Annotated in this window: 10 protein-coding genes; 7 read left to right on the forward strand and 3 right to left on the reverse strand. The window is 62.5% G+C overall.

Annotated features, from left to right (window positions below; translation table 11 throughout):
• Positions 1–896 precede the first annotated feature (896 nt).
• On the forward strand, positions 897–1,796 hold the full coding sequence (locus AB0P23_RS25045) for a GGDEF domain-containing protein (RefSeq protein ID WP_230593580.1): 900 nt from the start codon (positions 897–899) through the stop codon (positions 1,794–1,796).
• Between the two features lie 58 nt (positions 1,797–1,854).
• Here AB0P23_RS25045 and AB0P23_RS25050 read toward each other — a convergent pair whose 3' ends face one another.
• Both AB0P23_RS25050 and AB0P23_RS25055 read right to left on the reverse strand, forming a co-directional pair.
• Positions 1,855–2,493 (reverse strand): response regulator transcription factor, encoded by a 639-nt coding sequence (locus AB0P23_RS25050; protein ID WP_045840988.1) that lies wholly within the window; start codon positions 2,491–2,493, stop codon positions 1,855–1,857.
• On the reverse strand, positions 2,490–3,671 hold the full coding sequence (locus AB0P23_RS25055; RefSeq protein WP_219520293.1) for a sensor histidine kinase: 1,182 nt from the start codon (positions 3,669–3,671) through the stop codon (positions 2,490–2,492). Before AB0P23_RS25055 ends, AB0P23_RS25050 begins: the two co-directional genes overlap by 4 nt.
• Positions 3,672–3,906: 235 nt before the next feature.
• On the opposite strand from AB0P23_RS25055, the gene AB0P23_RS25060 reads away from it, so the two are divergent.
• A complete protein-coding gene (locus tag AB0P23_RS25060; protein ID WP_197077432.1) occupies positions 3,907–4,938 on the forward strand; it encodes an ABC transporter permease in 1,032 nt (343 codons plus the stop codon).
• Positions 4,935–5,618: an ABC transporter ATP-binding protein gene (locus AB0P23_RS25065; RefSeq protein WP_032401344.1), complete on the forward strand. Its 684-nt coding sequence runs from the start codon at positions 4,935–4,937 to the stop codon at positions 5,616–5,618. Before AB0P23_RS25060 ends, AB0P23_RS25065 begins: the two co-directional genes overlap by 4 nt.
• A gap of 437 nt (positions 5,619–6,055) precedes the next feature.
• Here the strand turns inward: AB0P23_RS25065 and AB0P23_RS25070 are convergent, their stop codons facing one another.
• Entirely contained in the window at positions 6,056–6,997 is a 942-nt protein-coding gene (locus tag AB0P23_RS25070; RefSeq protein WP_052061716.1) for a hypothetical protein, read from the reverse strand.
• 472 nt (positions 6,998–7,469) lie between these two features.
• Between AB0P23_RS25070 and AB0P23_RS25075 the strand changes: the two genes are divergently transcribed.
• The 4 genes from AB0P23_RS25075 to AB0P23_RS25090 all read left to right on the forward strand — a co-directional run bounded on the left by AB0P23_RS25075 (position 7,470) and on the right by AB0P23_RS25090 (position 11,731).
• A complete protein-coding gene (locus AB0P23_RS25075) occupies positions 7,470–8,123 on the forward strand; it encodes a TetR/AcrR family transcriptional regulator (RefSeq protein WP_230593575.1) in 654 nt (217 codons plus the stop codon).
• Positions 8,124–8,128: 5 nt separating this feature from the next.
• A complete protein-coding gene (locus AB0P23_RS25080) occupies positions 8,129–8,542 on the forward strand; it encodes a Rid family hydrolase (RefSeq protein ID WP_006898173.1) in 414 nt (137 codons plus the stop codon).
• Between the two features lie 843 nt (positions 8,543–9,385).
• Positions 9,386–11,452: an MMPL family transporter gene (locus AB0P23_RS25085; protein ID WP_363799747.1), complete on the forward strand. Its 2,067-nt coding sequence runs from the start codon at positions 9,386–9,388 to the stop codon at positions 11,450–11,452.
• A 27-nt stretch (positions 11,453–11,479) separates the two neighbouring features.
• Positions 11,480–11,731 (forward strand): YgaP-like transmembrane domain, encoded by a 252-nt coding sequence (locus tag AB0P23_RS25090; RefSeq protein WP_032374049.1) that lies wholly within the window; start codon positions 11,480–11,482, stop codon positions 11,729–11,731.
• Positions 11,732–11,940: the final 209 nt, after the last annotated feature.

Consider the following 11,940-nt stretch of genomic DNA (forward strand, 5'->3'; position numbering starts at 1 on the left):
TGGATGGCGTAGGAACCTCCATCGTCGGGAGACCTCGACGTCTACCTGCGGACCGACGCGCCCGGCCGACCTACACCCTCATCTGGGAAGAGCCGCGTAAGTGCACATGATTCTGACCTGCACGTCACTTAGTGGCAGTGTCGATGCACCGTCCGCTTTCGACCCAAATGGCGCGCCAGGAGATCCGCCAGTAATCGGTCGCACGGATTTCGACGTCGGCGAGGGTGGATCAGGCTCTGATGATTGTTGACTCCGCCTGCACCCGTAACCTGTGCTGGTTCAATCGGAAACCATCGTCGTCGATGTCTGTCCATTTCCTCAGAATTGAGCAGCGCAGGCTATGGACCTTGTTCGACCGGATGGCTACCATTCCTACGCAACAGATCACAAGTCTGTGTTTCTGCGCCGGCGAACCACCTGCGTTCCGGTCGCGACAAGCGTAAGACGAACATGACGGTATGACTCCGGCTTTGTGGGCCGAGCCGCTTCATCGAACTTGAAGTAGCTGTGAGGTCGGCACAGGCGGGTACGAGCCTTGCTCCACCTGTGCAGTCGGGGTTGCGCATCGACCGGACTGGGCCTTCTAGTGAAGCTGGCAACGGTCGACGGAATGGGGATGGGTGCATACGATCCGGTCGCAGCGTTACGGTGAGCCACCGCGGTCGGGTCGGCATCGCAAGAGCTCTTTCGGCCGAGCCTCCGCGGCACTGTCGGACTGGTTCACGCAACCGTTCGACTACGACTGGATAGTACTTCATCACTCCACCCGTCATTTGCGCGGACTTCTCGGTGGGGTCATCGCAGCGGGGACTCTGTCCATCGCTTTTATCTCGACGGTCATGTTGTTCAGTTTCCATGGTCCCACGAGCGAGAGCGGTAGAACCTGGATTGTCGTGATGCTGGGAATTCAGGTCGCGGTTGCAGGTGCCTGGCTGGTGCTGCCTCTGCCCAATGGTCGGAAAAGGCTGGTACAAGTCTTTGTTATGTTCGCCATTTTCGGGGACGTAGGATTGACCTCCGTTCTGGCCTTCTACGATGATTTCGGGCGTTTGACCGGGTGTGTTCTCTTCTCGGTGACGGGGGCGTTTGTTGGATATCTCATGAGCCCGCGATGGCTGGCGGCGCACCTCACATGGTCAAGTGTTTTTACACTAATTTTCGGCTATCTAGCATATCTTGGTCAAAATGAGGACCCAGCAACGATTCTAGCTACGACATGCACCGTACTCGTGGCTACCAACGGCACACCGGTATTCGCTCAAGTTGTGTGGACCCTGATCTCGCGCGACGCCCGGCAGTCGACACTCGACCCCCTCACTGGCGTCTTCAACAGGAGAGGCGCAGACAACGCACTACTCGATTTGTGGGCGGAGGCCGAGGAAAAACAGCTTTCTCTTGTAGTTCTCGTAGTCGATATAGATAAGTTCAAACGGGTCAATGACAATCATGGGCATGCCCGTGGGGATGAGGTCATTCAACTGGTTTCAAATCGTTTGGCCGCACTGGCAGGTAGACGAGGCGTTGTGGCACGAACGGGCGGCGAGGAATTTCTGGTGGCGTCCACTGGCGCGGAATGCGATCTGCATGAATTGATCCATCTGGTCAAAACAGGGTTGTATCATCCGACAGATCCGGTACCTGTGACAGCAAGCATCGGCGCAGCAGTGCTCCCAGTCAGTTCGATGTCGCCCGGTATCGGGGCCTCGACCATTGTGCGAATGGCCAGAACGGCGGATGCTCACATGTATCGCGCAAAGGAGTCGGGGGGAAACAATGTTTCGATGACGGTGCTGTAAGTACGCCCGACGACCACCTCGAAGTGTGCGAGCCGGGTCCGAACTGACGCGTGCCGGGTCAGTGTTGCTGTTGCCCAGGCCGAATCAGGCCCCTGGACGTTGCTGCTGCCACGGCCGAGGTTCGTGAGTCGACGCCCAATTTCGGGTAGATGTGGGCCAGATGGGACTTGACGGTGGCCTGACTCAGGAACAGCTGCTGGCTGATCTGCACGTTGGAATGTCCGTCTGCCACCAACTGCAGCACTTCGATCTCACGCAACGTCAGTGTGCTGCCGGGTGTCCGCATCCGGTCCATCAACCGCGATGCGACGGCAGGCGCGAGCGCCGACCCTCCTGCTGCTGCCGTGCGCACCGCTGCAGAGAGATCATCGGGCGGTGCGTCTTTGAGGAGGTAGCCCACCGCGCCGGCTTCGATGGCAGCGAGAATGTCGGCATCGGTGTCGTAAGTCGTCAATACCAGGACATACGGTGCGCTGGGGAGGGCGGCAATGCGGGCGATGGCGTCGACGCCGTGCATTCCGGGACCGAACTGCAGATCCATCAGCACCACGTCGACCTCGAGCTCGGCTGACAGTTCGATCGCCTGCTCGGCTGTCGTCGCTTCGGCGATGATCACGAAGTCCGGCTCGGTCTCGAGTACCGCGCGCAATCCTGCGCGAACTATCGGATGGTCGTCGGCCATGAGGAGGCGGATCATGTTCGCACCTCCAACGGCACAGTGATGGCGATGGCTGTGCCCTCGCCAGGTTTCGATTCCACCGCCAGGGTGCCGCGCAGTGAGTCAGCGCGAGCCCTCATCGCGGGCAGCCCGAAACCACGATCCCCAGTGCTGACGGTGTCGGGATCGAAGCCCCCACCATCATCGACGACGTCGAGCGCCACCTCGGTGTCCATGTAGCTCAGGGTGACCGCCACCCGGGTGGCATCAGCATGCTGCGTGGCATTCGCCAGAGCAGACTGAGCGATGCGCAGCAACGCAACCTCGTGTGCTGTCTGGAGAGGTACCGGAACACCCGACAACTGCCAGTCGACCGGTAGTCCGGTAGCTGTAGAAGTGCGGGCGCACAATCGTTCCAACGCCGAGGGAAGTGAGCCGTTCTCCAGATCCGGCGGTGTGAGCGCACGAACGAAGCGGCGGGCCTCTTCGAGGTTGCTCGACGCTGTCTCTCGGGCCTGGACGACATGCCTGTTCGCCTCGTCGGAACCCGCCGGGAGCAGGCGCTCGGCCGCGCGGAGCAACAAATGGATGCTGGACAACCCCTGAGCCAGGGTGTCATGAATTTCACGGGCCAGCCGTTCACGTTCAGCGAGGACCCCGGCCTCGTGTTCCGCCGCCGCCAGTTCTCCGCGGGCAGCCGTCAGCTCCTCGATGAGCGCGCGCCGCTGTTCGCTCTCTCGATAGAGCGCCTGGTAGCCGAGTACGACCGCGATTGCGACCGCGGCACCGAGCGAGGGTCCGATTACCGCTCCGACCGCGAAACCTCTCTGATGCCAGCTGAACCCAGCGATCGCCGTGATGGTCGTGACGACAACGGCCGTCATGCCCCACTTCGTCTGCAGGAGATGGAGCTCGAGAAAGAACAACGGGAACGCCAGGTACACGGCCTCGGGGCTCACCACGAGCAACGCCGTCCACACCGCCCAGACAGCCACGAGCCATCCCGCGGCGATCGACCCGGAGTGACGCACTCTCGGCCAGGTTGCGCCCACCGCGTACACCACGCCCAGGACCACGGCAAGAACGACGACCGCCATCAGGTGCGGTACGCGCTCCTGGACCGCACGCACGATCGACAGCGTCAGCAATGCCCCCAGCAACAGATGTAGGCAGCCGCGCAGGATGCGCATGACAGGGGTGAGCGACGACGGATCCATATCAGTGTCCAGGCTATGCGGTTCGCACTCGGCCGGCATCGGCCGAAAGGTGTAACCGGCTCTGATCCTTCCGGCTCTCAGGATGCACTCTCCCGGTCGATGCCCCCGCACCCAGGCAGCGGCGAGAGTTGGACTCAGTCACCGGGTACTTGATCCGGTCGTCTGCAAGAAAGGCAGAAAAGACGTGTTCGTCGCTTGGAGAGACCTACGATTCGCCAAAGGGCGGTTCGCCCTGATGGGAACCGTCATCGTGCTGATCACCATGTTGGTCGGCCTGTTGTCCGGACTCACCGCAGGATTGGGCAGAGAAAGCACGTCGGCTATCACCGACCTGCCGGCTGACCATCTGACATTCTCGGCACCGACAGGGGGCAAGGCGGTGTCGTTCACCGACAGCACCGTCACCGAATCCACCTGGCAGCAGTGGGCACAAGTGGATGGAGTTCAGCGAGCCGAACCACTCGGCATCACGACCACCAAAGCCGAGGCCGGCCCGCGCAGCGCCTCGATCTCCGCGTTCGGCGTGCAGCCAGGCTCGACTCTGGCACCGGAATCGGACCGAATCCGCACCGGCAGCGCAGTACTGTCTACGTCGGCCGCCGACGAGCTCGACGTCGGAGTCGGCGAAGACTTCGTCCTCGGTGGACAGCGGCTGACGGTCGCTGGTGTCGACGGCGACGCCTCCTACAGCCACACCCCGGTGATCTACATGGACTTGCAGGCCTGGCAGACCCTGTCCGGCGGAGCGTCCGACGGCCCGCTGCGAGCGACAGTGGTCGGGTTGAGCACTGTCGCCGACGCCGACCTCCCTGCGGCCGACGAACGGATCGGCACCGACACGGTGCCCACCGCAGACGCCAAGTCCGCAGTCGGCTCCTACAGCTCGGAAAACGGCTCGCTGCAACTGATGCGCGCCTTCCTCTTCGCTATCTCTGCACTTGTCATCGGGGCGTTCTTCACCGTGTGGACCATCCAGCGCAGCGGCGACGTCGCGGTACTCAAAGCTCTCGGAGCATCCACCGCATATCTGCTTCGAGATGCGCTCGGTCAAGCCGTCGTACTGCTGACCATCGGCACCGTCGTCGGAACGGGGTTGGCCGCAGGAGTGGGCGCACTCGTCGGCGGCACCGTGCCGTTCGTGCTCGACATCGGCACCGTGGCGCTACCCGCGCTGATCATTATCGTCCTCGGCGCAGTCGGCGCCGGACTATCCATAAACCGAATCACCTCCGTTGACCCCCTCACCGCACTCTGGAGCGCACGATGAGCCTGCATCTGACCAACATCACCCTCACTTACCCCGACGGCGACGCCCGGCTGACCGCGCTGGACAGCGTCGACCTACACGTCGAGAAAGGCACGATGACTGCCGTCATCGGCCCGTCCGGCTCCGGCAAATCCAGCTTGCTCGCCGTGGCGGCCACCTTGATCACACCCGATACCGGACGCGTCGTCATCGACGGAACATCCACTGTCGCAATGACCCGCGGACAATTGACGACATTGCGGCGCACCAAGATCGGGACGGTCTTTCAACAGCCCAATCTGTTGCCGTCGTTGTCCGCCGTTGAGCAACTGCAGGTCATCGCCCACCTCGATGGGCACTCTCCCCGCGGCGCAGCAATGCACGCGCTCACGCTGCTCGACGCTGTTGGCCTCGGCGATCACGCGCACAAGAGGCCGCATCAACTCTCCGGTGGGCAACGACAGCGGGTCAATATCGCTCGAGCCTTGATGAGCAACCCCGCGGTGCTGCTGGTCGACGAACCCACCAGCGCTCTCGACCACGAGCGCGGAGCGGCGATTCTCGATCTCATCACCACTCTGACCCGCACCAACGGCACTGCGACGGTGGTGGTCACCCACGACCGCGCACATCTCTCCGACATGGACGATGTCGTGGAAATCGTCGACGGCCGGTTACTGGTCAACGCTCAGGCCAGGTGAGCCGGCTCGGCCAGTGGACACACTGTGCGTACGTCGCCGGTGTCACCGCATTCGTTATGGAAGCACCCACCGGCCGTGCGGCGAGACCACAACTGGGATGATTGAGATGGCTGATCCGTTCGAGGACGAGGTGCACATTTCCGCCGGCGCACTCGTGTCCAAACGGATCCACCCGAATGATGCGGTAGTCGGATGCGAAAGAGAAACGACGCGGTCGAACCAGTGAACGGATCGGGCGAACCCCCTGAATGTCTGTATGGGTGTCGATGACGCACCGATGGTTGGTGATGTCGGACTAATTCATCGACGTCTTCTCCCCCGAAGTTCGCGAGTCTGACGTAGGCAGAGGTGGCTGGAAAGACTGCACCTGTGGGCAACCGCACGTCTGTCTTCACGCGTCCACATCGAGATGGGGACTCGCCATGGGCAGCTGCTTGTCACTCGATGAGATCGGTCAGGGCACTACCCGTCTCTGACCCGATGAACTCGAGAAGATCCTCCAATAAGGTATCCGCACGAGCCTCGACGTCGGCGAGGGTGGAATCGATGTCTCCGAGAAGGTCGTGGGCGTTTCTGCGTGCGCGTGTTCCGCGTTCGTAGTAGCCGGGGTCGAGTACGACCGTCGATGCGGGCTCTGGTGCGATGCACGAGTCTGAGAGCTGTGTCCTCACCCGGGAGCGTGTGTGGTCAGGTGCGCGCCCGTCCAGGTGCAGTCGCACGATGTCGGCTATTGCACGCGCGGTGAGCGGGGTCATGGGCAGCGGGGTGTGGCCCCACCGGTCTATCGGAGTCAGCAGTGGCTGTTCACCGTCCGGATCAAGATACTGCTCGTATCCGGTGAGTGCAGTGCCGGCCACCGCGTCGATGGCGTCTGCGAGCATGCGGTTGCTCGGATAGCGGTCATGGTGGCCCAACACCTCGCACCAGCGTCGATACACCCGCTTTGGGGACGCGCCTGCTTCCCCGGGTTCCTGTGCGGTGCTGGTGCGGATGCCGTCGTCTGTCTCTATGCGAAGGGTATCGATCTCAAGGTCGGCGGTGATGTCGCATACCCGCAGGGCTGCAATCTGCGTGTAGGGCAGGCCGGTCGACGCCAGAGTAAGGATCAGTGCGTCTCGGCGCGCGAACAGTGCAGCTGGCCAACCGGATTCGGGCAGACTGGCGATGATGCCGCCGGTCAGGGCAGCGAGACCGTGCAGGCGTGTGGTGCGGGCTTCGTCGAGAGCAGCTCGTACGGTCTCTGCGCGTCCCGGTGGCGGTAGGGCGTGCCGGTGGTGGGCGGCGTCGATGACCGCGATACGGCGGCGTTGGGTTGCCGGCGCGGCAGGGTGAGCACGGAGGAACTGCGCGAGTGATTCTGGTGGGGCCGGTAGTGCCAAGTGATCGTGGGCGGTGCACCAGTCCTCGAACAGTGACCAGATGTGTCGATCCCGCTCCGGTAGAGCTACTTTGATGGTGTTCGACGCTCGTATCGAACGGCCGCGGACGTCGTGGTCAGCATCTGGGTCGATCCCCGTCGGCCCGCCGCTCGCTGGCCCATCCGCGTGACTGGCGGAGTGTCGATATTCAAAGTTGCAGTGTTCGGAAACGGTGACACTTCCTCCCCGGTTTGGCTGTTACAACAGTTTAGGCACCGCTCGCCCAGCCTTGGTGACGTCGAGCCGAGGTGGACGCCCCCGTAGCCCAAGCATCTTCAGATCTGCCCGCCGTCCGCCAGCGGGCGCGAAACCGTTCCGTACGAGCCCGTCCATTCGCACCGTCACGTCAATCGGAGGCTCGTTGCGGCGGTGGACGTGATCGAAGGCGGATGTTGAACCGGCTAGCCATACCGTATTGTGATACGGTATGGCTATGAGCGAAGCCGCAGTGCGCAACCGACGAGCAGGTGGCCCCAAGCGTCTCCTCGTGCTCGATCAGGTGATATCGACTATGGCGGTCCGCGGATACAGCGGCACCAGGTACGCAGATATCTCCGAGGCCTCCGGTATCGCAGTAAGCACCTTGCAGGGCTACTTCGGATCTCGCGAGGACATGTTGATCGAAGCTTTCCAACGCGCCACTTCCGTTGCCGTTGAAGCCATGCGCGAATTCACGGCGCAATTCGATGACCCATGGAAACAACTGGTGGCGATGGTGGACCGTGGCCTTGCAACGGATGTTCCGACCTGGCGGATGCTCATGGAATTCTGGACGGCAGCCGCCCACGACACCGAACTCCGGCAGCACGCCACAGCATTGGCGACCCAGTACCGAGAACCCTTCGCGGACGCTGTTCGTCGAGGAGTGGAGAGCGGTCAATTCGACCCGCGCTTCGATGTCGAGTCCATCGTCGAAGTCGCAGTGGCAAACATCGTCGGCGTGCTGTACCCAACGGTACTCGGCCACCTGCCTCTTCCTGCAACGAATTACCGCGACGTAGTCATCTCCCAGTTGGCGTACGTCCTCCAAGTCGATACCCACGAAACTTCCGGCAACCCGCCGGCGCTCGGCGATCAAGAAGGGTGACACCCATGTCCCACTCAGTCATCAACCCCAGTGAGCTCCACGACCCAATTCCCTACGGCTACAGTCACACTGCGGCAGTGCCGGCCGGTACTGGCCTAGTGTTCGTCTCCGGTCAGTACGGATCCGGAAAGGACGGCATGGTCGTCTCTGCCGACTTCGCCGGCCAAGTGAAACAAGCATTCGCCAACCTCGGCGTGGCCCTGGCTTCGCACGGGCTCGACCACAGCAACATCGTCCAACTCAGAACCTACGTCGTCGGCCCGGATTTCGAGAAGCTCGGAATCATCGGAAGTGTTGTCCATGACAGCTGCGGGGAGCTGCCACCGACACAGACCGTAATCGGTGTGTCGGGTTTGGCCATGCCCGACATCCTGTTCGAGGTCGAAGCAGTCGCTTCCTACCCAAGCGCCGAATCGTAGACGCAACCCCATTTGGGGGCCACCGGCGACGTAACCTGCCCACTCGTCGGTGTATCCGAAAACAGGGACAGGTAGTCGAGACCCGATGCCCGGATCGAACCTGGTCGAAATGCTCGATGGTAGGACCTTGAATGTGTTGTGTAAGTGCACATTCACTGTTTCAGCTTGGCGTTCATGATTCGTCTTGTTGCTCTTCGGAACGAGCGAGCAGGTAGTCGGCCCAGTCTCTGAAACTGACATCACTCGTGTCAGTTTCAGAAGTCAGCTGCACTTGTTCAGAAGTGGGTGTCATACAGCCACTGTTAAAGGTAGACCTGTAGTCCGTCTCGAGCAGTCGCGGTCTTCCTACACGAAATGCGAACGTTCCCCTTTCGCCCGCGGCGGTGAACCTTCCCATTCATCACCCTCGCATCGATGATTTATACCCCTAGGGGTACTTGTATACCCCCCTAGGTATATGCAACAGTAGGTACACCCCGCCAGGAAGGATTGCCATGTGCTACCCCGTCGCATGCCCGACATGCGGTAAGACCACCTGGGCCGGCTGCGGGCGCCACATCGACAGCGTCATGAAGAATGTCCCACGGCCGCAGCAGTGCACCTGCTCGTCGAGCGAGGCACCCGATCCAGCTAGGCGCACCGGCTTTTTTCACTCCCTGTTTCATCGCTGACACCTCACCTTTAAGTCTTCGAGGAAGCTTTTGGGCCTTCGTGGCCTTGTCATATACCCCCACCCGTATTTAGGAGAATGCTATGTCCGTTCCCGCTACCGCGGCGGCTACCGACCGACACGACCGTGACCGGCCACCTGCACCTGGCGCACTCGGCCGCCTGGGGAGCGCGATGGTCACGCGTCGCCGCTGGGTGTTCGGTATCTGGCTGATCACCCTAATCGCCCTTGGATCAGCTGCACCAACGGTGTTTTCGTCGTTGGCCGGGGCCGGCTGGCAGGCCAACGGATCCGAATCCGTCCAGGTACGCGAACTCGCCCAGCAGCATTTCGGCGGCAACTCCTCTGCAGCAGTGCAGGTCGTCGTTCACTCCGACACCGCCTCGATCGACGACCCGGCGATGCAGCAGACACTCACCGACGTCGCGGCTGTGTTCGACAGCGACACCCGCTTCGGCGAGATCGTCGCCCCCCAGCCGGGCATGACCATCAGCCCCGACCGTCACACCGGCATCCTCATCGCCGGCGCAGACGCGAGTACCGACGACATGGTCAAAGCCGTCGACGAGGTCAAAGGCGAGCTGACCGCACTGTCCGGTGACGGCATCGAGGTCTACCCCACCGGGTCGTCAGCACTGTGGTCGGACTTCAACAAAGCCAACCACGACGCGATGATCCAGGCCGAATTGTTCTCCTGGCCGGTCACTTTGGCGATCATGGTGCTCGCGTTCGGCTCTCTCGTCGCCGCGGGTCTGCCGCTGCTACTCACCGTCGCCGGCCTGGTCGCATCCGCAGGCGGACTTGTTCTGCTCAACGGCGTCACGCCGATCTCGGTGTGGGCGATGAACTTCGCGATGATGTTCGCCCTCGCCCTCGGAATCGACTACGCCCTGTTCATCGTCGCCAGGTTCCGCGACGCACTGCGCAACGCCGATCCACGGGCTGCGGTCGCCGAAACCATGGACACCGCAGGCAAAGCCGTGGTCCTATCCGGTCTGACGGTCCTGGTAAGCCTCTCGGCCGTCCTGCTCGTTCCCGCACCGGCGGTGCGCACCATGGCCGTCGGCATCATGCTCGCTGTCACGTTCGTGCTGATCGCCACCATGACCCTGCTCCCCGCAACCCTGGGTGCACTCGGACCCAAGGTCAACGCCGCATCCTTGCCCTACGCCAAGCGCCAGCAGCACCGCTCCCCGAAATTCGCAGCCTGGGGCGAACTACTCCACAAGCACCCCTGGCCGTTCGCTCTGGTCTCCGTCGGCATCCTCATCGCGCTGGCTCTTCCGGTCCTCGGACTGAAAGTGGCAATGCCCTCGATCTCCGTCGTCCCAGAAGACGCACCGGTTCGGCAGGGCTACGAACTCGTCCAGGCCCAGTTCGGTGACGGCGCGCCCGGCGCACTGCAGATCGTCGTGCCAGCGTCGGATGCGGCCGCGACCGCCACCGCAGCCACTACCGTCGACGGAATCTCGATGGTCACCCCGCCTCAACCTGCGTCCGATGGCTCGAACTATTCACTGCTGCAAGCACTTCCCACCGTGGACCCTTCGGACGAGAGAATGGGCGCCATCCTCGGTGACCTGCGCGCGCAGCTGCCGGAGTCGGCGTTGGTCGGCGGTGCGCCGGCGGAGAACCTCGATCTGCAGCAAGCACTGAACGACTACCTACCGCTGGTGATCGGCATCATTTTGGCGCTCGGTTTCATCCTGCTGCTCGTTGCGCTCCAAGCACCGCTGATCGCGATCCTCGGCACCGCCGTCAGTCTGCTCTCGACCGCCGCAGCGTTCGGGGTCGCGAAGCTGATCTTCCAGGACGGGCACGGTGCGTCACTGCTCGGCTTCACCCCACAAGGATTCCTCGACGGCTGGGGTCCGGTGTTCTTCTTCGCGATGATCTTCGCCATCGCCATGGACTACACCGTGTTCCTCCTCGCCACCGCGAAAGAGCACTACGAGAAGACCGGAGACCCGAAAGCCGCTCAGGTCGACGGGCTCGCGCACTCCGGCCGGGTCATCTTCGCCGCCGCCGCGGTCATGGTCGCAGTGTTCTTCACCTTCGCACTCTCCGATCCGCTCCCACCGAAAGAAATGGGCATCATCCTCGGTGTCGCAGTACTGCTCGACGCCTTCCTGATCAGACTGATCCTGCTGCCGGTCCTGCTGCGTCTGACCGGGCACGCCGCATGGTGGTCACCGGCTTGGCTACGCAAGGTGCTGCCGTCGATCAGCTTCTCGCACTGACACCCCACCGCACCGAAAGGAGCACTCATGACCGACCCCAACACCACCCACTCGTCCGCGTTCGCGGGATGGCCGATCGAACGTATCGTCCCCGCCCTCGCTGCCGGTGTCACCGCCACCGGCCTGGCCCTCGGCGAACTCCACGCACCGCAGTGGCGACTGCTCAGCGCGTTCGCTGCCGCGAACCTCGCCCTCTACGCAGCGGTCGGATGGTGCCCGGCCAGCGCACTCCTCACCAGGGTGGGCGTGCCGAGTATTCGCCGTCCCCGAATCGGGTAGGCACACATCACCGCAGTTCTACGACCGAAAGGAACTTCCCTCATGAACATCGCACTCTCGACCACCCTGACCGACACCGACTTCCACACCGCAGTCGACGCCGTCAAAGCCTCCGGGACTGCCCCGACTTCAGTTGACTAGTGGGGTTGAGCGATTCAGGCCGCGTGTGCGGTCCGGTTGATTGTCTCAAACTCGATAGGGGTGAGCTT

This window comes from Rhodococcus sp. NPDC077669, from assembly GCF_040686915.1.
Classification (GTDB): domain Bacteria; phylum Actinomycetota; class Actinomycetes; order Mycobacteriales; family Mycobacteriaceae; genus Rhodococcoides; species Rhodococcoides fascians.